The 19,925-nt window shown below is 67.0% G+C and carries 17 protein-coding genes; 10 read left to right on the top strand and 7 right to left on the bottom strand.

The window, feature by feature from the left end:
• Positions 1 to 14: 14 nt before the first annotated feature.
• Both WG924_RS04570 and WG924_RS04565 read right to left on the bottom strand, forming a co-directional pair.
• On the bottom strand, positions 15 to 416 hold the full coding sequence (locus tag WG924_RS04570) for a DUF1398 domain-containing protein (RefSeq protein ID WP_345931837.1): 402 nt from the start codon (positions 414 to 416) through the stop codon (positions 15 to 17).
• A 61-nt stretch (positions 417 to 477) separates the two neighbouring features.
• On the bottom strand, positions 478 to 939 hold the full coding sequence (locus WG924_RS04565; RefSeq protein WP_345931836.1) for a MarR family winged helix-turn-helix transcriptional regulator: 462 nt from the start codon (positions 937 to 939) through the stop codon (positions 478 to 480).
• Between the two features lie 256 nt (positions 940 to 1,195).
• Between WG924_RS04565 and WG924_RS04560 the strand changes: the two genes are divergently transcribed.
• Complete coding sequence (locus WG924_RS04560; RefSeq protein WP_372044708.1) at positions 1,196 to 2,842, top strand: AMP-binding protein; 1,647 nt, start codon at positions 1,196 to 1,198, stop codon at positions 2,840 to 2,842.
• A 19-nt stretch (positions 2,843 to 2,861) separates the two neighbouring features.
• Here WG924_RS04560 and WG924_RS04555 read toward each other — a convergent pair whose 3' ends face one another.
• The 3 genes from WG924_RS04555 to WG924_RS04545 form a co-directional block, all read right to left on the bottom strand.
• Positions 2,862 to 4,733, bottom strand: coding sequence for an ABC transporter ATP-binding protein (locus WG924_RS04555; protein WP_345932254.1), 1,872 nt, complete (start codon positions 4,731 to 4,733; stop codon positions 2,862 to 2,864).
• Positions 4,734 to 4,952: 219 nt separating this feature from the next.
• On the bottom strand, positions 4,953 to 5,582 hold the full coding sequence (locus WG924_RS04550; RefSeq protein WP_345931835.1) for a TetR/AcrR family transcriptional regulator: 630 nt from the start codon (positions 5,580 to 5,582) through the stop codon (positions 4,953 to 4,955).
• A gap of 39 nt (positions 5,583 to 5,621) precedes the next feature.
• Positions 5,622 to 6,092, bottom strand: coding sequence for a nuclear transport factor 2 family protein (locus WG924_RS04545; protein ID WP_345931834.1), 471 nt, complete (start codon positions 6,090 to 6,092; stop codon positions 5,622 to 5,624).
• Between the two features lie 206 nt (positions 6,093 to 6,298).
• Here WG924_RS04545 and WG924_RS04540 point away from each other — a divergent pair, with 206 nt between their 5' ends.
• The 5 genes from WG924_RS04540 (at position 6,299) to WG924_RS04520 (ending at position 13,799) form a co-directional block, all read left to right on the top strand.
• Positions 6,299 to 7,885, top strand: coding sequence for an FAD-dependent monooxygenase (locus WG924_RS04540; RefSeq protein WP_345931833.1), 1,587 nt, complete (start codon positions 6,299 to 6,301; stop codon positions 7,883 to 7,885).
• A gap of 124 nt (positions 7,886 to 8,009) precedes the next feature.
• Positions 8,010 to 8,270, top strand: a complete 261-nt coding sequence (locus WG924_RS04535) for a helix-turn-helix domain-containing protein (RefSeq protein WP_345931832.1) — start codon at positions 8,010 to 8,012, stop codon at positions 8,268 to 8,270.
• An 80-nt stretch (positions 8,271 to 8,350) separates the two neighbouring features.
• Positions 8,351 to 10,072, top strand: a complete 1,722-nt coding sequence (locus WG924_RS04530; protein ID WP_345931831.1) for a SulP family inorganic anion transporter — start codon at positions 8,351 to 8,353, stop codon at positions 10,070 to 10,072.
• Positions 10,073 to 10,237: 165 nt separating this feature from the next.
• Positions 10,238 to 11,911, top strand: a complete 1,674-nt coding sequence (locus WG924_RS04525; protein WP_345931830.1) for a GMC family oxidoreductase — start codon at positions 10,238 to 10,240, stop codon at positions 11,909 to 11,911.
• Between the two features lie 31 nt (positions 11,912 to 11,942).
• Complete coding sequence (locus tag WG924_RS04520) at positions 11,943 to 13,799, top strand: aldehyde dehydrogenase family protein (protein WP_345931829.1); 1,857 nt, start codon at positions 11,943 to 11,945, stop codon at positions 13,797 to 13,799.
• Between the two features lie 39 nt (positions 13,800 to 13,838).
• On the opposite strand, the gene WG924_RS04515 is transcribed toward WG924_RS04520, so the two are convergent.
• The gene (locus WG924_RS04515) at positions 13,839 to 14,537 is read right to left on the bottom strand and encodes a Crp/Fnr family transcriptional regulator (RefSeq protein ID WP_345931828.1); all 699 of its coding nucleotides are present in this window, start codon (positions 14,535 to 14,537) and stop codon (positions 13,839 to 13,841) included.
• On the opposite strand from WG924_RS04515, the gene WG924_RS04510 reads away from it, so the two are divergent.
• Positions 14,524 to 16,440, top strand: a complete 1,917-nt coding sequence (locus tag WG924_RS04510; protein ID WP_345931827.1) for an adenylate/guanylate cyclase domain-containing protein — start codon at positions 14,524 to 14,526, stop codon at positions 16,438 to 16,440. The two genes, WG924_RS04515 and WG924_RS04510, sit on opposite strands and share 14 nt — an antisense overlap.
• 101 nt (positions 16,441 to 16,541) lie before the next feature.
• Positions 16,542 to 16,937 (top strand): DoxX family protein, encoded by a 396-nt coding sequence (locus tag WG924_RS04505; RefSeq protein WP_345931826.1) that lies wholly within the window; start codon positions 16,542 to 16,544, stop codon positions 16,935 to 16,937.
• Between the two features lie 62 nt (positions 16,938 to 16,999).
• Here WG924_RS04505 and WG924_RS04500 read toward each other — a convergent pair whose 3' ends face one another.
• The gene (locus WG924_RS04500; protein WP_345931825.1) at positions 17,000 to 17,935 is read right to left on the bottom strand and encodes a LysR family transcriptional regulator; all 936 of its coding nucleotides are present in this window, start codon (positions 17,933 to 17,935) and stop codon (positions 17,000 to 17,002) included.
• A gap of 143 nt (positions 17,936 to 18,078) precedes the next feature.
• On the opposite strand from WG924_RS04500, the gene WG924_RS04495 reads away from it, so the two are divergent.
• Positions 18,079 to 19,461 (top strand): MmgE/PrpD family protein, encoded by a 1,383-nt coding sequence (locus WG924_RS04495; RefSeq protein WP_345931824.1) that lies wholly within the window; start codon positions 18,079 to 18,081, stop codon positions 19,459 to 19,461.
• Positions 19,458 to 19,925 carry a MaoC family dehydratase gene (locus WG924_RS04490; protein WP_345931823.1) on the top strand — a complete coding sequence of 156 codons (468 nt, stop codon included), beginning with the start codon at positions 19,458 to 19,460 and terminating at the stop codon, positions 19,923 to 19,925. Before WG924_RS04495 ends, WG924_RS04490 begins: the two co-directional genes overlap by 4 nt.

The following is a 19,925-nucleotide window of genomic DNA, read 5'->3' as shown; positions in this document are numbered from 1 at the left end:
GCCGGGGCATATGGTCAGTCGGTGGCGGGAAACAGTTCGACATGGCAGGCGCCGTCGCGCCCGTAATACACCGCCCGGCGCCCGGCCAGGGTGACGTGATAACCGACACAGCCGGCGGCGGCGATCCGCGCGCAGAAGCCGCCATAATCGATCGCCCGGCGCTGGACGGCGCCGATCGCCACCGCCACGCCCGCCGCATCGAACCGGCCGGCCGGCGCATGCGCCAGAGGCTCTGCCGCAACCACCGTCGACCAGCCGTCGGGACGGTAATAGGTTTTCTCCGCGCGCAGCAGATCGGCGTGATAGCGCTCGATGCCGGCCGCGCCCAACAGGCCGATCACGTCCGGAAAGCTCAGCTTTCCACGATCGGACCCTTCCGTGCACGCGACCGCGGTCGCATGCGCCATATCGGTCATGACGTCATCCCTCTGTCATCTCTCGGGTTATGTCGGCTGGCGGGTCAGGGTGCGGTGCCGGTCAGTCGCTCGGCACGGTGGTCAGGTGATGGCGGCCGGCGATGCCGGTCAGCACCCGCTCCATCACCTGCCGGTCGGCGGCCGGCAGATCACCGAAGAAGGCCGCATCATTGGCATCGGCCAGCGCCGTCAGATCGGGGATCAGCCGGCTTCCGGCATCGGTCAGCGCCAGAAGCTGGCGGCGTTTGTCGGCCGTGGCGCCGGTTCTGACGATCAGCCCGCGCGCCATCAGCCGGTCGGCCAGTTTCGACAAGCCGCCCCGGGTCATCCCCAGATCGGCCGCCAGCCGGCTGGGCATGGCGGGGCCGGCCTCATGCAGCATGCGCAGGATCACCCAATCGGCGACGCCGATATCGCGCGTCGCCAGCGCCCGGGCGAAGGATTGCGACACGTGGTTCGAGACCAGCCGCAGCCAATAGCCAAGATGGCCGCGCAGCGGCGTATCGGATGCTGGTACGGACATGGTGGCCCTGCTTTTGTTTCCCGGGAAACAATATACCTGTCCGTTTCCCGGTCAACCAATTTTCATCGTCGCATAGCGGCAGCGGGTCCATATGACAGAACCGATCTGCGCCGGTGATCCGAACGGCCATTGCCCGCCCGGGCGGCCGCGCATAACGTCGCGATCGATCTGTCACGCCGCGGTATAAGCGGCGGTCGGGGTTCCGGTGTCCGTGGCGCCGGGGCCGCCACTCTTGAACCGGGGGAGACCTGAACCGATGACCATGGCCTGGGCTGATGCCGCAGAGCGTTTCGACCTCGACGAGACCCTGCGCACCGCGCTTCACGGCGACATGCAGGCGATCAATGCCTGTATCGAATGCTGCGACGCCCATGCGGATGCCGATCCCGACCGGGTGGCGCTGCGCTTCGAACGCCGCGACGGTACCGGCCGCACGCTCAGCTTCGGCGAATTGCGCGACCTGTCGGCACGCTTCGCCGGCCTGCTTGCGGCACGCGGGATCGAAGCCGGCGACCGGGTCGGCGGGCTGCTGCCGCGGGTGCCCGAACTGCTGGTCACCATCCTTGGCACCTGGCGCGCCGGGGCGGTTTATCAGCCGCTGTTCACGGCCTTCGGCCCCAAGGCGATCGAGCATCGCACCGCCACCGCCGGCACCAAGCTGATCGTGACCGACGCCGCCAACCGCCCGAAGCTGGCGGAATTGAGCGTGCCCGCCACGATCGTTGTCACCAACGGCGGCGCCAGCGGCACGGATCTCGATTTCGATACCGAACTGGCCGGCCAGAGCCCTGATGTCGCGCCGGTCATGCGCGGGGGCGACGACCCGTTCCTGATCATGTTCACCTCCGGCACCACCGGCCCGGCCAAGCCGGTGATGGTGCCGTTGCGGGCGATCGCCGCCTTCAAGGGCTATATGGCCCAGGCGGTGGATCTGCGCGCCGACGACCGGTTCTGGAACATCGCCGATCCCGGCTGGGCTTACGGCCTGTATTACGCGGTAACCGGCCCACTGTCGCTGGGGGTGGCGACCACCTTCTATGACGGCCCGTTCACCGCCGAGAGCACCTATGGCCTGATTGCGAAGCTTGGCATCACCAATCTGGCCGGGGCACCCACCGCCTATCGCCTGCTGCTGGCGGCCGGGCCCGAACTGGCGCTGCCGGTGAAGGGCCGGCTGCGGGCGGTGAGCAGCGCTGGCGAGCCGCTGAACCCCGAGGTGATCCGCTGGTTCGCCGAGCATCTGGACGTCACCATCCACGACCATTACGGCCAGACCGAACTGGGCATGGTGCTGTGCAATCATCACGGCCTCAGCCATCCGGTGCAGCCCGGTGCCGCAGGCTTCGCCGTGCCGGGCCACCGCATCGTGGTGGTGAACGAAGACACGCTTGAAGAACTGCCGGTCGGCGAGCCGGGTATTCTTGCGGTCGACCGCCGGAACTCGCCGCTGTTCTGGTTCGACGGTTATTGGAACATGCCGACCAGGTCGCTGACCGAGCGCTATTACCTGTCGGGCGACACGGTGGAGCTGAATGACGATGGCAGCATCAGCTTTGTCGGCCGGTCCGACGACGTGATCACCTCGTCGGGCTATCGCATCGGCCCGTTCGACGTGGAAAGCGCGCTGATCGAACACAAGGCCGTGGTCGAGACCGCCGTGGTCGGCAAGCCCGATCCGGAGCGCACCGAGATCGTGAAGGCCTTCGTGGTGCTGAAGCCGGCATACGAGCCCACAGCGGAACTGGCCGAGGAATTGCGCCGCCATGTCCGGGCGCGGCTGTCGGCCCATGCCTATCCGCGCGAGATCGAATTCGTCGACGAATTGCCGAAGACCCCGAGCGGCAAGCTGCAGCGTTTCATCCTGCGCAACCAGGAGAAGGCGAAGGCCGCCGCGGCCGGCTGACCACGACAGGTGGCGGCGCTCATTGCGCCGCCACCCCGTCCGGTGCCATGTCACCCTCTCGATCGTCATCAAGCTGGATGAAGCCGCCCGACTGGCGGTGCCAGAGCCGCGCATACAGCCCGTTGCGGGCGATCAGCGCGTCATGGCTGCCTTCCTCGACGATGCGGCCCTGATCCATCACGATCAGCCGGTCCATGGCGGCGATGGTCGACAGACGATGCGCGATGGCGATCACGGTCTTGCCCTCCATCAACCGGTCCAGATTGGCCTGGATCGCCGCCTCGACCTCGCTGTCGAGGGCGGCCGTCGCCTCGTCGAGCACCAGGATCGGCGCATCCTTCAGCATCGCGCGGGCAATCGACACCCGCTGACGCTGGCCGCCCGACAGCTTCACACCCCGTTCGCCGACATGGGCGTCATAGCCGGTGCGGCCGGCGCTGTCGGCCAGGCCTTGAATGAAGTCATGCGCTTCCGCCCGCCGGGCGGCCCGGATCATGTCGTCATCGCTGGCATCGGGCCGGCCATAGATGATGTTGTCGCGCACCGACCGGTGCAGCAGCGAGGTGTCCTGGGTGACCACGCCGATATTGGCGCGCAAGGATTCCTGCGTCACATCGTTGATGTCGATACCGTCGATGGTGATCCGGCCGGTTTCGACGTCATAGAACCGCAGCAGCAGGTTGACGAGCGTCGACTTGCCGGCGCCGGACCGGCCGATCAGGCCGATCTTCTCGCCCGGCCGGATCGACAGGTCGAGATCGCGGACCACCGCCCGATCACCACCATAATTGAAGCCGACGCCATCGAAATGGATGGCACCCGTCACCCGCCCCAGACGCTGGGCATCGGGCCGGTCGGCCACCTTGTGGGGCCGCGAGATCGAGTTGATGCCATCCTGCACCGTGCCGATATTCTCGAACAGCGCCGACATCTCCCACATGATCCACTGCGACATGCCAAGCAGACGCAGCACGAACGACACCGCCACCGCGATCGCGCCCACCGAAATCGCCGCCTCGCTCCACAGCCAGATGCCGATGGTGGCGACCGACGCCAGCAGGATGTAATTCATCGTTTGATTGGCGACCTGCACGAAGGTCGCCATGCGCATCTGGGTATGCACGGTGCCGAGGAAGCGGTCCATCGCGTCGCGGGCATAGACGTCTTCGCGCATTGCGTGTGAAAACAGCTTTACGGTCGCGATATTGGTATAGCTGTCGACGATCCGCCCGGCCATTTCCGAGCGCGCATCGGCCTGACGGCGCGACACCCGGCGCATGCGCGGAATGAAATAGCGCAGCAGCGAGCCATAGGCGACCAGCCAGCCCGCGAAAGGCAGCATCAGCCGCCAATCCGCCGAGGCCGCGACGATCAGCGCGCCGGTGAAATACACCAGCACGTAATTGCCCATGTCGAGCAGCTTCATCACGGTTTCGCGCACCGCCAACGAGGTCTGCATCAGCTTGGTGGCGACGCGGCCGGCGAATTCGTCCTGGAAATAGCTCATCGACTGGCGCACCAGATAGCGGTGCAGGCTCCAGCGGATGCGCATCGGGAAGTTGCCGAGCAGGGTCTGGTGGATGATCAGCGAATTGCCCAGCGCCAGCAATGGCATGATCACCAGCACCAGCACGCCCATCGCCGCCAGTTTCCAGCCCTCGGTCTGGAACAGCGCCTCGGGCGTGGTGCCCGACAGAAGATCGACGATCGAGCCCACGAACGAGAACAACAGCACTTCCGAGACGGCAATCGCCGTGGTCAGTGCCGCCATCATCAGCAGCCATTTTTCCGAGCCGCGGGTGTAATGGCGACAAAACGCGATCAGCCCGGTCGGCGGCTGTTCGGGCAGTGCCGGCGGATAGGGGTCGAGCCGGCCTTCGAACCAGCCCATCACCCGCGACACCGGGCCGCCGCGGCGGGGCGGCCCGGTGTCGGCGGATGCAGGTGCCGCGGGGGCGGCACGATCGCCGGATCTGGACGCGGTCATGACGTTCCCTGACATGAAACGGTGTTGCGGGGGAGCGGCGGTGCCGCCGGGAGGCATGCCTTGGATATTCTGACAAGCATAAGCTTGATATATGCATTGCCAGCCGTCGTGACCATAGCCCGCCTACGCGGGGCTGGCTTGCATCGGCTTGATGTCGGGTGGCAGCACCGCCCCGTCATCACCGGTCAGCCGCGCCGCCAGCCGCCGCATCCGCCCCTCGAACACCGCCGTATCATCGAGCGCGCGGGCCAGCACCACCGCGCCCTGAATATCGGCCACCGCATCGGCCGCCATCTGCCGCGCCGGCGCCGCCGCGACACCGGTCGTCTCGATCGCCGCCGCCAGGGCGTCGATCCAGGCGGTGAAATACGACCGGATCGCCAGGGCGAACCGGTCGCGCACGCTGTCGAGCGCGAACGCCCCCACCAGACACACCCGCCGACCTGAGCGGAAATACTGGCTGGAAACGGCGCACATTCCCTGCATCGCCGCCCGCGCCGCATCGCCGTCACCACTGGCCGCGGCCGCGCGCAGCGGCGCGAACACCGCCTCGGTGAACCAGCGGTCGATCTCGGCCAGCACCGCCGCCGCCATCTCTTCCTTTCCGCCCGGAAAGAAGTGATACAGGCTGCCGCGGCCGAGACCGGTTTCTGATGCGATCATGCCCAGGCTGGCGCCCTCGAACCCGTGGGCGCGAAACACCTCGGCCAGCAATCGCACCACGTCGGCGCGTTCATGGATCAGTCTTGCCATCGCCTCGCCGTCACCATCGCGTCGTCGTCACCTTGTGCCTCACAGGCCAAGCGCCGACAGCCCGGGGTGATCGTCCGGCCGGCGCCCCTGCGGCCACAGAAACAGCCGGTCGGTCGCGGCGATCGGCAGATCATTGATGCTGGCGATCCGCTGCCGCATCAGGCCGTCCGCGTCGAAAGCCCAGTTCTCGTTGCCATAGGACCGGAACCAGTTACCACTGTCATCGTGCCATTCATAGGCGAAGCGAACCGCGATCCGGTCGCCGCTCACCGCCCACAGCGCCTTGATCAGGCGATAATCCTGCTCGCGCCGCCATTTGTCGGTGAGGAATCGCACGATTTCGGCCCGACCTTCAATGAATGTGGCGCGATTGCGCCACCGGCAATCGGGCGTATAGGCCAGCGCCACCCGCTCAGGGTCGCGGCTGTTCCAGCCATCTTCCGCCAGACGCACCTTGATGGCGGCGGTTTCGGGCGTGAAGGGCGGCAGGGGTGGACGGGGTTCGGGCATCGATCGGCTCCTATCTTTTGTATCGAACGTTAAACACTGTACTAATTGATACAATTCAAAGGTCACGCCGTCAACGGCTGTCCGCCAGCCGCCTCGACACATGGCGCCGCCGGGCGGGAAAACCGCTTATGATGCAGGAAGAACCGCCGATCAGGGCGACCCGGCCGCACCCGGCCGGACGTTGCGGCACGGGAGGGGCGACACCCATGTCAGAGACAGCACATACTCCCACCACTCCACCGATACTGATCGTCGGCGCCGGCCCCACCGGACTGACCCTGGCCCTGGCGCTCACCGCCTGTGGCATCGCCTGCCGGATCGTCGACAAGGCGGCCGAGCGCACGCAGGTCTCGAAGGCCCTGGCGGTGTGGAGCGGCAGCCTTGAAGCCTTCGCCGGTCTGGGGGTTGCCCGCAGCATCATCGATGCCGGCATCCGCATGACCCATATGCGGGTGGGCGATGGCGGCCGCGAACTGGCCGCGATGCCGATCGCCGAAGGCGTCGACAGCGCCTTTCCCTTCGTGGTGATCATTCCGCAGTCTGAAACCGAGCGCCTGCTGGCCGAGCATCTGGCGGCAAGGGGCGTGACGATCGAACGCGGCCTGGACCTGGTGGCGGTGGACCAGACCGCCCATGCGGTGCGGGCGGTGCTGCGGCCGGCCGGCCATGACGACGACCGCGCCGACAGCGCCGTGACCGCCGCCTATGTCGTGGGCTGCGATGGCGCGCGCAGTGCAGCGCGTCATGCCATGGACATTCCGTTCACCGGTTATACCGAGCCGCAGACCTTCATCCTGTCCGATACGACGATGGCGGGGCCGCTGGATCCGACATCGCTCTATGTCTGGTGGGGCCAGGGCGGCAGTGTCGCGCTGTTTCCCATCGGCGACGGGGTCTGGCGGACCTTTGCCATGCGCGACGATCCAGACGACCAGTCGCCGCCCGACCTTGAAGAGATGCAGGCGCAGTTGAACCGCTGCGGCCCGCCCGGTCTGGTCGCCGGCGATCCGACCTGGCTGTCGGCCTTCCGGGTGAATGAACGGCTGGTCGAATGCTATCGCCGTGGTCGGGTGCTGCTGGCCGGGGATGCCGCCCATATCCACAGCCCGGCCGGCGGCCAGGGCATGAACACCGGCATTCAGGATGCGGTCAATCTGGCCTGGAAGCTGGCGGCGGTGCTTCAGGGCCGTGGCGACGCGACGACGCTTCTCGACAGTTACGAGGCGGAACGCCGGCCGGTGGCCCGGCAGGTGATCGACGGCGCCGCACAGAAGCTGCATGTCGGCATGGTCGCGCGCGGCACCGCCACGCGGCTGTTGCGCGATGTGGCGGTGTCGGTGGTCTCGAAGCTGCCGATGCTGCGCCGCAAATTGCAGGTGGAGCTGTCGGAAACGGCGCTGCGCTATGATACCGGGGCCCTGATCAGCCGGCCTGCGCCCCAATCGGCCCATCGTCATCCGGCGCCGGGTGAACGGGCGCTCGACGGGCCGCATGGCGAGGGGCCGTTCTGGCGGCATCTGTCGGTCAGCCATCACTGTCTGCTGGTCTTCGCCGACGCTCTGCCCCCGGCCCTGGCGCAGAGCCGCAGCCATTGCGGCACGGCCATCGCCGTGGTCACCGTCGCCCTGACCGATGATCCGGATGGCACGCTGGCGGCCCGCTATGACGCTCGTCCCGGCAGCGGCGACTGGGTGCTGATCCGCCCCGATCAGTTCATCGGCGCCCGTGGCCGCGCCGATGATGCGGCGGCGTTCGATGCCTATGCCCGGATGGCCCTGCTGCCGGCCGGATGATGCATATGCCACAAGCTATGCATCAGACGATGAACATCCATGTCTCAGACGCAGATACTGATGTTTTGTACATCACTTCTGATTTTTGTAGCATGATCAATGCCAGTTCAGACCGGAGGCAAGCTTGATCACGGCGGCACAGATGCGGGCCGCGCGGGCCCTGCTCGGCATCGACCAGCGCCAGTTGGCCGAATTGTCGGGCGTCTCGCTGCCTACCATCCAACGGATGGAGGGCAGCGACGGCAATGTCCGCGGGGTCATCGACACGCTGACCAAGGTGGTGGAGGCCTTCGACCGGGCCGGCATCGAATTGATCGGCGATGGCGCACCCAGCCAGGGCCAGGGGCGGGGCGTGCGGCTGAAACAGCCGCGCGCCGGCGCATGACCTCCACATCGGACACGCCGGCGCATCGGGCACGCCGATCGCCGACCGCATCGCCATGCGACGGAAGGACGGATCAACCGATGGCCGCGCGTCTCGCGGGCCCGCGTCTTGCGGACCTCTTCACCCCGAAACTCATCACCGTGCTGCGCGAAGGCTATGGTGTGGCCGGCCTGCGCGCCGATGCGATCGCCGGCCTGACGGTGGCGATCGTGGCGCTGCCGCTGTCGATGGCCATCGCCATCGCATCGGGTGTGGGCCCTGAACGCGGGCTTTATACCGCCATCGTCGGCGGTTTCATCGTCTCGTGCCTGGGTGGCAGCCGGTTTCAGATCGGCGGGCCGGCGGGCGCGTTCATCGTGCTGGTCGCGGCCACAGTCGCGGCCCACGGCGTCGACGGGCTGATCCTGGCCACGATGATGTCGGGGCTGATCCTGCTGGCGATCGGCGCGCTCCGGCTTGGCACCTTCATCAAATACATCCCCTATCCGGTGACCGTGGGCTTCACCGGCGGCATCGCCGTGATCATTTTCTCAAGCCAGATCAAGGATCTGTTCGGCCTGACGCTCAGCGGACCCGAACCCGGCGAGATCCTGCCCAAGCTCGCCATGCTGGCCGATGCGGCCCCCACCATCACGCCGGCGGCAACACTGGTGGCACTTGTCTGCATTCTGGTCATCCAGGGCTTGAAGATGCTGGCGCCGCGCGTGCCGGGCATGCTGGTCGCCGTGGCCGGCGCCGCGATCGCGGCCTGGCTGCTTGATCTGCCGATCGAAACCATTTCCAGCCGCTTTGGCGGCATTCCGCAGATGCTGCCCGCGCCGGCGCTGCCCACCATCACGCTCGACCGGGTGGTGACGCTGCTGCCGGCGGCGCTGTCCTTCGCACTGCTCGGCGCCATCGAAAGCCTGTTGTCGGCGGTGGTCGCCGACAGCATGACCGGGCGGCGCCACCGGTCGAATTGCGAGCTGGTGGCGCAGGGTGTGGCCAATATCGCCTCGGGCCTGTTCGGCGGCTTCTGTGTCACCGGCACCATCGCCCGCACCGCCACCAATGTCCGCGCCGGCGCGCGGGGGCCGGTCGCGGGCATGCTGCATGCCCTGTTCCTGCTGGGCTTCATGATCCTGGCCGCGCCATTGGCCGGCTATATCCCGCTGGCCGCCCTGGCGGCGGTGCTGGCGATCGTGGCCTGGAACATGATCGAGCGCCACGCGATCGGGGTTCTGCTGCGCAGTTCCGGCGGCGATGCGCTGGTGCTGGCCACGACCTTCCTGTTGACCGTGTTCAAGGACCTGACCGCCGGCATCGTCGCCGGCTTCGCGCTGGGCGCGCTGATCTTCCTGCACCGGATGGCGCAGGCGGTCGAGGTTCAGGGCGGAACCCCGCTGGTCGAACCGGATCTGGCCGATAATGATCGCGCCGAAACCGGCGGCCGCACCGCCTATGACCCCAGCCGCGCCACCGACCGCGATATCGTGGTCTATCGCATTTCGGGCGCCTTCTTCTTCGGCGCCGCCGCCACGGTGGGGGCGACGCTCGACAATATCGGCGCCACGCCCAAGGCCTATGTTCTGGATATGAGCGCGGTGCCGCTGCTCGATTCCACCGGTGCCGCCACCATCGAGGGATTTCTGCGCAAAGCCATGCGCCACGGTGCCACGGTCTGGATCGCCGCTGCCCGGCCGGCCGTGCGCCAGATGCTGCACCGCCACGGCATCACCCCGCCGACCGCACATTTCCGCGGCGATGTCGATACCGCACTGCGGGCCGCGCGTCAGGCGCTGGCGAGCACCGGCGCCACCTGACCCGTCGGGCGGGAATACGCCTGTCCGACAATGGCTTGACACACCCCCTCAACTCAACCGCAAGGTGTTTGTTGTATCTGGACACCTGCCCGGTTTGGATGTCCAATCGTCCCTAAGCGAATTGCGCCGACACGCATCTGCGCAGTCATGGGGGAGGAACTGGGCATGATCTTCGATTATGTGATCGTCGGCGGTGGTTCGGCTGGTGCAACGCTCGCCGTGCGGTTGTCGGAGGATCCCACGGTCAGCGTCTGCCTGCTGGAAGCCGGCGGCGAGGGCCGCGACCTGTTCGTGCGCACGCCGGCCGGCGTGGTCGCGATGCTGCCCGGGCGCCCGAAGCTGAACAACTGGGCCTTCGACACCGTGCCGCAGGCCGGGCTGGGCGGCCGCAAGGGCTATCAGCCGCGCGGCAAGGGTCTGGGCGGCTCCAGCGCGATCAATGCCATGCTCTATGTCCGTGGCCATCCGTCGGATTATGACGGCTGGGCGGCCGCCGGCTGCACCGGATGGTCGTACCAGGACGTCCTGCCCTGGTTCCGCAAGGCCGAGGGCAACCAGCGGGGTGCCTGCGATTTCCATGGCGCCGACGGGCCGTTGCAGGTGGCCGATCAGCCCTCGCCGCGCGGTGTCACCCGGGCCTTCATCGAGGCCGCGACCGAATGCCAGATCCCGCGCAACGACGATTTCAACGGCCCGCGCCAGGACGGCGTCGGGCTGTATCAGGTGACCCAGTTTCACAGTGGTCCGCGCCGTGGCGAACGCTGTTCCGCCGCCGCCGCCTATCTGCACCCGGTGATGGCCAACCGCACCAATCTGACCGTTCTGACCCGGGCCCATGCCACCCGGATCATCGTCAAGGATGGCCGCGCCACCGGCGTCGCCTATCGTCGCGGCCGGCAGCCCGCCGAGGTGCAGGCCCGGATCGAGGTGATCCTGTCGGGCGGGGCGTTCAATTCGCCGCAACTGCTGATGCTGTCGGGCATCGGCCCGGCGGCGCATCTGCGCGGCATGGGCATTCCGGTGCTGCATGATCTGCCGGGCGTCGGCCGCAATCTTCAGGATCACCCGGATTTCGTGCTGTCCTATCGCTCGCGGATCACCGATATGTTCGGCATCGGCATGGCCGGAACCATGAACCTGATGCGGGCCTTGCGGGAATGGCGGCGCCAGGGCACCGGCATGCTCACCACCCCCTTCGCCGAGGGCGGCGCCTTCCTCAAATCGGAACCGCATCTCGACCGACCCGACCTGCAACTGCATTTCGTGATCTCGATCGTCGACGATCATGCCCGCAAGCTGCATCGGGGCTATGGATTCAGCTGCCATGTCTGTGTGTTGCGGCCGAAATCGCGCGGTACGCTGGAACTCGCGGGGCCGGATCCGATGATGGCGCCGCTGATCGACCCGGCCTTCCTGTCGGATGACGACGACATGGCGCTGATGCTGCGCGGCACCCGCATCACCCGCCGGATCATGGAGGCGCCGGCCCTCGATGGCTTCCGCGACCGGGAACTCTATATGCAGGGCCCGCAAAGCGACGAGGAACTGACCCGCCATATCCGCGCCCGTGCCGACACCATCTATCACCCGGTCGGCACCTGCCGGATGGGCAGTGACGACAACGCCGTGGTCACGCCCGATCTGACGCTGCGCGGTATCGACCGTCTGCGGGTGGTGGATGCCTCGATCATACCCAACCTGATCGGCGGCAACACCAACGCCCCCACGATCATGATCGCCGAACGCGCCGCCGACCTGATCCGCCGCGACCGCCTGAGCGGCAGCGGCAGCGGCCAGACCACCGCCGCCACCACCACCGCCGCCACCGTCGCCGCCTGATCGCCTCCCGCCCCTCATCGAAGGTCCGGTCATGATGGACAGCCTGAGCCACGAGCACACGGCCCCCGCGGCACCGGATGCCGGTGCGCCGCCCGGTGCCCTGATCCTGAACGACAGGATCGCCCGGCTCGACGCCGCCAGCACCGCCTGGGCACGCACCACGCTGGTCGAGCGGATCGGCGTGATCGAGGCGGTGCGCGATGCCCTGATGGCCGCCGCCGAGGATTGGGTGCAGGCGGCGGCAACCGCCAAGCAACTGACACCGGAGGCGGCGGCCCTGGGCGAGGAATGGCAATCGGGCCCCTATGCGCTGATGAGCGGCTGCAACGACTATCTCCACACCCTGCGCGGTCTGGCGGCCGATGCCGCGCAGGGCGCGGGCGCCAGGCCCCGGCATCTGCGCGGGTTGAAGACGCGGGCGTTGCCCAACGGTCAGCTTGCGGTCGAGGTTCTGCCGTCAACCCATTGGGATAAAATACTGTTTAGCGGCGTCAAGGCCGAGGTCTGGATGCGTCCGGGCATCACCGCCCCTGGGTTGAAGGATCATGTCGCCGCCAGCCAGTCATCCCCCGCGGCCTCTCGGAGCGGCCGGGTCTCGCTGGTTCTGGGGGCCGGCAACATCACCGCCATCGCGCCGCTGGACTGTCTGCACAAGCTGCTGATCGACCATGCGGTGGTCGTGCTGAAACTGAACCCGGTGCTGGACGCGATGAAGCCGGTGCTGGAGCGGGTGTTCGCGCCGCTGATCGCGCGTGATGCGCTGGCGATCGTTGCCGGCGATGGCGCCCTGGGGGCGTGGCTGTGCCGGCATCCGCGCATCGCCTGTATCCATGTCACCGGATCGGCCGCCACCTGGGGGGCGATCGTCTGGGGCTGCGGTGCGACGGGCCAGCGCAACCGCGCCGCCGACGCGCCGGCCAATCCGCGACCGGTGACGGCGGAACTGGGCTGCGTGTCGCCGACCATCGTGGTGCCGGGGCCGTGGAGCGCCGCCGATATCGCGTTTCAGGCGGAAAACATCGCCAGCCAGAAGCTCCACAATGGCGGCTTCAACTGCATTGCCTGCCAGATGCTGGTTCTGCCGCAGGACTGGCCCGCGGGCAACCGGCTGCTGGCCGCGGTGGAGCGGGTGATGGCGGCGGCGCCCCGGCGGGCGCTGTGGTATCCGGGGGCCGCCGCGCGCATCGCGGCGGCGCTGGATGGCGCCGGCCATGTCGTGCGCCGGCTGGGTGCCGGTACCGAGGGCCGCGCGGTGGTGGAGCCGCCGCGTCTGACCCGCGACCGGCCGATGGAAACCGACGAGGTGTTCGCGCCGGTTCTGGCGGTGACCCGCCTGCCCTTCGCGCCCGCGGCCGGTGCCGATGGCGCCACGCCCGCCGAGATCGAGGCCTGGTTGCGCCGCGCGATCACCTGGAGCAACGACCGGCTGTCGGGCACGCTGGGTGCCAATATCCTGATCCATCCCCGCACCGCCAAAGCGCTGGGGCCGCGCTTCGATGCCCTTCTGGCCGATCTGCATTACGGCTGCATCGCCGTCAATGCCTGGTCGGGGCTGGGTTTTCTGCTGGCCCGCACGCCCTGGGGCGCCTTCAACGGCGGCGCGCTGGACGCCGTCATGGCCGGGCGCCCGCCCGCCGATCCGGGCAGCGGCATCGGTTTCGTCCACAACACGCTGATGTTCGATGCGGCCGAACGCGCGGTGGTGACCGCGCCGTTCCGGCCCTTCCCGCGCGGATTGCTGTCGGGGTCGCTGGCGATGCTGCCGCGCCCACCCTGGTTCGTCACCCATGGCCATGCCGCCGAGATCGGCCGTCGCCTCACCCGCTTCGCCTATCGGCCCGGCTGGCGGCACCTGCCCCGGATCATGGCGGCGGCGCTGCGCGGTTAGCCTCCGCCCCCCGCAGCCCCCCTGGCCCGCAGCCCACCTCTATCCCGCCGCATACGCCTCCTCGATCAACTGCCGCAGATGGCCGGGACTGGTCAGCACCAGAGCGCCGCGTCGCCGCTCGATCAGCCCGGCACGGGTCAGCGCCGCCAGTTCGCGCGACACCGCCTCACGATGGGTGCTGATCCGGGCGGCAAGGTCGGTCTGGATCGGCGGCGGCGAGATGATCGCGCGCCCGGCATCGGCCGGGTCGGGGCGCGACTGGCGCAGCAATTCGGCATACAGCCGATGGCGGACATTCAGCGCCGAGAACTCGGTCACCCGTGTCGCCAGCATCCGCACCTGGGCGGCCAGCAGGCCCAGCACCCGGTCGCAGACGCCGGGATGGCGGTGGATCGCATCCCGGAACACCGCCGCCGGCATGCGCGCGACCGTGGATGCGGTCATGGCCAGGATGCCGGCCGATCGCGGGCGCCCGTCGATGGCGGCCAGTTCGCCGAAGAACTCGCCGTCGCGGATATCGCGCAGAATGATGTTCTGGCCGCCCGGCTGGCGGATCAGCACCCGCACATGGCCCTGCACCACGAAGAAAACATCGGTGCCGTCATCCTGATGGTCTATGATCGAGGCGCCGGCGGCGACACGCCGCCAGGCACAGCGGCTGTCGAGTGCCGCGATCTCATCGGCGCCAAGGCTCCCGAACAGGGGGAATCGTGACAGGGTTTCCGTGCGTCTGACCATGCTGCGCTACCTGTCCTTCCGATCTGGCAATAGGGCCCCGCACCTGCGCCGTCCGGCTGCCGGCACCGGCGCGCCCCCGGCGCCATGGCTGCCGCGGCTGCGCATCATATCCGGCCTGATCCTGTTCCTCTATGCTGGCTGTCACTTTACCACTCATGCCTCGGGCATCCTCACCGTCACGGCGATGGAGGCCACCAGCGGGGTGCTGCTGGTGCCCTGGCACAGTTGGATCGGCCAGACCGCGCTGTATGGCGCCTTTCTGGTGCATGTCGCCATCGGGCTGCACAGCCTGTATCGCCGCCGCCATCTGCGCATGCCGGTGGCGGAAGCCTGGCAACTGGCGCTGGGCCTGCTGATCCCGGTCATCGTCATCCGCCACGCGATCAGCGTGCGGCTGGGCGATGCGCTTTACGGCCTGGACGACAGCTATTGGCGGATGCTGTCGGGCTATTGGCTGCCCGAAGCCGGCATCAATCTGGTGCTGCAACTGCTGCTGCTGGTGATGGTCTGGGTGCATGGCTGTATCGGCCTGCATCGCTGGCTGCGGTTCAAATCCTGGTTCCGGGCCCGGTCGCACGGGCTGCTGGTCGCGGCGACACTTCTGCCGGTGCTGGCGGTGATCGGGATCAGCGTCGCCGGCGCCGATATCCAGTTGCGGGCGGGTGCGGGCGATCCGCGACTTGCCGCTGAAACCGCCATTGCCCCCGAGGTTCTGGCCGCGGCCATCCCCCGGCTGGTCGGGCTGGTCGAGCTGCTGACCTTCGGTTATGTGGCGCTGGTGGCGGCGGTGCTGACGGCGCGGCTGTTGCGCGATGCCCATGCGCGCCAGTTCCGGGCGATCCGCATCCGCTATGCCGGCCATACCACCGGCGGCGCCGGCCGGCCCGAAGACCGGGTCGCGCCCGAAGACCGGGTGGCACCCGAGGACCGGGTGGCGCCCGACGAGCGGGTCGCAGTGGTGCCGCGCGGCTACAGCGTGCTGGAAGCCAGCCTGCGGGCCCGCATCCCCCATGCCTCGATCTGCGGCGGGCGTGGCCGCTGTTCCACCTGCCGGGTCCGGATCCTGGCCGGTGCCGGCCATCTGGCCGCGCCCGACGGGGTGGAGGCGGTGATGCTGCACAGGATCGGCGCCCCCGCCGATGTCCGGCTGGCCTGCCGGATCAGGCCCATGGGCGATGTCACCGTGCTGCCGCTGATCCCCGCCGGCGACCGCGCGGCATCGGTGGCCGCGTCCGAGCCCGGCGGTCCCTCGCATGGCGGGCTGGTGGGTGGCGCGCGTGAGGCGGTGGTGGTGGCCCTGTTCGTGGATCTGCGCGCCTCCACCCGGCTTGCGGCTGAACGCACCGCCTATGACGCGCTCTATCTGATCGAACGCTATGTCGACACGGTGACCGATGCCATCCGCAGGGCCGGCGGCCGGGTGACCGGTATTGCCGGTGACGGGGTGATGAGCGTGTTCGGCGGCACCGGTGCCACCGACGACATCCCCGGCACCTGTGCGGCGGCGCTGGCCGCGGCGGCGGCCATCTGGGACGGCGTCGACCTGCTGTCGCTGGAACTGCGCCACGATCTGGGCGCGCCGTTGAAGATCGGCATCGGCATCCATCTGGGGCCATCGGTGGTCGGCACCATCGGCATGGCGGAGCCGCGGCCGATCCAGTTCCTGGGTGACACCGGCAATGTCGCGGCACGCCTGGAAGCCGCCACCAAGGACCACGACTGCACGGTGGTGATGTCGGATGCGGTGATCGCCGGCATCGTCGCGGGCGGCAAGGGGCCGGCGGCCGGCACCTTGGCGGCGGTGCCGCATCGCCTGCTCGACATCCGGGGCCGCGACGGGGTGCTGCCGGTCAGGCTGGTCGCCAGCCGCGCCATGCTCGATGCCTTGCGCGGTATTCACTGACCGGATGCGTCCGCGGTGTGGGCTTCTGCACAGCATTCGCTCGTCCGGCGTCTCATGCTGCGGCTGAATCACCCCATCCGCACCCAGGGAACATGCCCACGATGACCAAACTGCTTCAGCCCTACCGTCCCCATGCCTTCGCGCTGCTGCGCATCGTCACCGGCTTCCTGTTTCTCTGGCATGGCACCCAGAAACTGTTCAACCTGCCGCCCGCCGGCTATGAAGCGCCGGCCTGGATCGTGTATATCGCCGGCCCGATCGAACTGGTCGGCGGCGCACTGGTCATGATCGGCCTGTTCGCCAGCCCCGCCGCCTTCCTGTGCAGCGGCATGGCCGCCGCCGCCTATTGGCTCGGCCATGCCAATGGCGGCCTGCTGCCGATCGTCAACAAGGGCGAGCTTGCGGCACTCTATGCCTTCGTCTTCCTGTTCATCTCAACATATGGCGCCGGGATCTGGAGCGTCGATGCCATCCGGGGCAAAACCAGCGCCGGTTGATCGGGCAGCCGGGCTGGCAGCCGGATGGCGGCGGCCGCCCGGCTGGTTCCTGGGCTTCATTATCATGGTCTGGAACAGGGAGAGCTTTTGCCGTTGGTTTTGACGCTGTGTCGAATGACATTGATGAACGCATTGACCACGGGCGGCAGACTGCGATCTTTGGCCGTCGCAATCGATATTCCTCTACCCAGGCGCAGATGCGGTACAGGCAGAGCCACCAGATCTCTGTGATCCAGAAGTTTAAGAAGTCCTTCGGGAACAATGGCGACAGCCAAGCCAGCTTTCACGATGGCGATGGAAGATAGCGCGTGCATCGTCTCCATAGCCGGTGTGAAGGTCAGGCCCTCAGACGCGAAAGCTTGATCCAACTGCGCGCGGATGGCGGCTTGCGCCGGCATCGATACGATCGCATGATCGGCAATGTCTTTCAAACCGGGCTCACGCATTTGCGTGAGCGGATGATCCACAGGCAGCAACAGGACCATGTCTTCGGTAAGAAGATGCTCCATCTGTATATGCGGCACCCGCGAGGGATCGACCGATGGCGACAACGCGAAATCGACGTCGCCGACCGCGACCCGCTCCAGAGCCTGGCCAAAAAAATCGTCACGAATGATGATGTCTATCCCTGGATAGGCGCTGCGAAAATCGCGGACGATCTCGGGGAGCATGATCGCCGAGACCGTCGGCGTCGCGCCGACCCTCACCCGGCCCCGGATCAGTTTTTCCTCGTCGCGGAATTCATCAAACACGGCCTTGAGGTCCGCGATCGCATTCTCCGCGCGCGACCGGAGCCGTTCACCATGCGGTGTGATCAATACCCTGCGTGTCGTGCGGGTGAATAGCTCAACTCCAAGTATATTTTCGGCGGTACGAATTCTTGCGGAAATGGCGGACTGGGAGACACCCAGCACATCCGCCGCCTGACTGAAGCTGCCGGTTTCGGCAACCGCGACGACGGCCTCCAGTATCGACAAATTCATGGGGAGTTTTGACATTTATCACCTATTTTCATGAGTTTATTATAATTATTCGTTTGTTTTGTCAATGGGCCACCGACAAAGTTGCCGTGGGAGGAAGAAGCGGTCGACGACGATCAGGCGTCGCCATTCGCCCCCAAGAAACTTGAGGGACGCCCAGAATGACCAGTATTTCAGAAGAAATCGCCTCTTTTGCCTTATCGACGCTTTCAATACCGGATGATGTCCTTGCGCTCGCGCGCCTTCACTTCATGGACACTTTCGGTATTGCCGTGGCATCGTCTGGTTTCCCGTTCGCTGCATCGATAAACAGTGCGGCAAATGAGCTTGGATCGGGTGCGGATGCGCATGCGATCGGGACCGGTCGGGCACTGCCAGCTCCGTCGGCCGCCCTGGTGAATGGCGTCCTGGCACATGGCCTTGACTACGATGATACCCACATCGCGGCCATCTACCATGCCAGCGCCACAGCCTTTGCGAGCGCGCTGGCCGCCGGCGAGGCAACGAAGTCCTCAGGTGCCGCGGTTCTGGAAGCCTATGTCGTGGCCTTGGAGGTCGGATGTCGGCTGGCGCTGACCGCCAATGGCGAATTCCATGACCGGCATCTGCACCCGACATCCATCTGCGGTCCATTTGCCGCCGCCTGCGCAGCCGGCCGGCTCTATGGAATGGATCATGCCGCGCTCTCCAATGCTCTCGGCCTGTGCGGCTCTCTTGCCGGCGGGATACTGGAGCTGGAAGGGTCCTGGATGAAGCGCCTTCACCCGGGCTGGGCCGCGCATGCGGGGCTTTCGGCGGCCGCGATGGGCCGGGCGGGATTCAAGGGGCCGCGCCAGGTTCTTGAAGGAGATCACGGATTTTTCGCGGCACATCTGGGCAGAAAGCCCGACCGCGAGACCCTGCTGGCCGGGCTGGGGCAGAGCTGGGAACTGATGGGTCTGGCGATCAAGCCCTATCCCTGCTGCCACTTCATCCACGCCTTCGTCGATGCCGCCATCGCGTTGCGGGAAACAAACGCGATCGATGTGGCGGCGATCGCGCGGATCGACGCGCCGCTTTCGCAGCGGCTGCACCCGATGGTCTACCTGCCCGAGAACCAGAAGCGCGCACCACAGACGGAGTATGACGCACTTTTCAGCGTGCCCTATGTGATCGGTCTGGCTCTGGCCAAGGGCCGGGTGGACGTGGCCGGGTTCTATGACGGCGATCTGGCCGATCCCGAGGTTCTGGATATCGCCGCCAAGGTGACGTGCAGCATCGACGAAAAGAGCGATTTTCCCGCGCATTTCCCCGGGGAGGTCCGGATCGAGATGACCGACGGAACGCGCCATGTCCTGCGAAAGCCGCAAAGCCGGGGGACGCCCGGCCTGCGACTGACCCCGGGCGAGATCATCGCAAAATTCCGCGCGAACGCGTCTCGTGAACTGCCAGTCGTCCGGGTGGACACGCTGGAACGACTGCTCCAGGACGTCGGCACGGTCGAGGACGTCTCGGCGTTGGTCGCCCTCTCGGAACACCAGATGACGGAATTGGCAGCAGAATGAACATGATCCGGAAAGAACGCGGCCTGCTCTATGAGGATTTTGAGATCGGGCAGGTGTTCGACCACCATTGGGGACGCACTTTCAACGCATCCGATGCCAGCACCTTCGGAAATATGTTCTTGCAGATGAACCCGATTTTCTTCAACCGCCCCTACGCCGAGGCGCTTGGATACGACGACATCCTGATCCCGCCCATGTTCGTTTTCGCAACGGTTCTAGGATTGTCGGTTGAGGATTTATCCGAGGCGGGCGGGCCGTTTCTGGGCGTGGACGATGTCGCATTCGGACTGCCGGTCTATGCGGGAGATACGGTTTACGCGCGCTCGACGGTTCTGTCGCAGCGCCTGACCGAAAGCCGTCCCGGCTGGGGCATCACCGAATGGCATACGATCGGCACCACTCAGCGAGGCGACGAGGTTGTGGACTTCAAACGCCGGAACCTCTCGAAGTGCCGCGCAAAGTAA

Origin of the sequence: Tistrella arctica (assembly GCF_039630945.1) — a bacterium.
Classification (GTDB): Bacteria; Pseudomonadota; Alphaproteobacteria; order Tistrellales; family Tistrellaceae; genus Tistrella; species Tistrella bauzanensis.
The sequence above is the reverse complement of the archived record's forward strand: the minus strand, read 5'-3'. Positions and strand labels throughout refer to the sequence as shown.

Excerpts from the sequence above, each read along its gene's own strand:
- WG924_RS04570 (WP_345931837.1), bottom strand. The coding sequence starts at position 416 with ATGACCGATATGGCGCATGCGACCGCGGTCGCGTGCACGGAAGGGTCC.
- WG924_RS04565 (WP_345931836.1), bottom strand. The coding sequence starts at position 939 with ATGTCCGTACCAGCATCCGATACGCCGCTGCGCGGCCATCTTGGCTAT.
- WG924_RS04560 (WP_372044708.1), top strand. The coding sequence starts at position 1,196 with ATGACCATGGCCTGGGCTGATGCCGCAGAGCGTTTCGACCTCGACGAG.
- WG924_RS04555 (WP_345932254.1), bottom strand. The coding sequence starts at position 4,733 with ATGGGCTGGTTCGAAGGCCGGCTCGACCCCTATCCGCCGGCACTGCCC.
- WG924_RS04550 (WP_345931835.1), bottom strand. The coding sequence starts at position 5,582 with ATGGCAAGACTGATCCATGAACGCGCCGACGTGGTGCGATTGCTGGCC.
- WG924_RS04545 (WP_345931834.1), bottom strand. The coding sequence starts at position 6,092 with ATGCCCGAACCCCGTCCACCCCTGCCGCCCTTCACGCCCGAAACCGCC.
- WG924_RS04540 (WP_345931833.1), top strand. The coding sequence starts at position 6,299 with ATGTCAGAGACAGCACATACTCCCACCACTCCACCGATACTGATCGTC.
- WG924_RS04530 (WP_345931831.1), top strand. The coding sequence starts at position 8,351 with ATGGCCGCGCGTCTCGCGGGCCCGCGTCTTGCGGACCTCTTCACCCCG.
- WG924_RS04525 (WP_345931830.1), top strand. The coding sequence starts at position 10,238 with ATGATCTTCGATTATGTGATCGTCGGCGGTGGTTCGGCTGGTGCAACG.
- WG924_RS04520 (WP_345931829.1), top strand. The coding sequence starts at position 11,943 with ATGATGGACAGCCTGAGCCACGAGCACACGGCCCCCGCGGCACCGGAT.
- WG924_RS04515 (WP_345931828.1), bottom strand. The coding sequence starts at position 14,537 with ATGGTCAGACGCACGGAAACCCTGTCACGATTCCCCCTGTTCGGGAGC.
- WG924_RS04505 (WP_345931826.1), top strand. The coding sequence starts at position 16,542 with ATGACCAAACTGCTTCAGCCCTACCGTCCCCATGCCTTCGCGCTGCTG.
- WG924_RS04500 (WP_345931825.1), bottom strand. The coding sequence starts at position 17,935 with ATGTCAAAACTCCCCATGAATTTGTCGATACTGGAGGCCGTCGTCGCG.
- WG924_RS04495 (WP_345931824.1), top strand. The coding sequence starts at position 18,079 with ATGACCAGTATTTCAGAAGAAATCGCCTCTTTTGCCTTATCGACGCTT.
- WG924_RS04490 (WP_345931823.1), top strand. The coding sequence starts at position 19,458 with ATGAACATGATCCGGAAAGAACGCGGCCTGCTCTATGAGGATTTTGAG.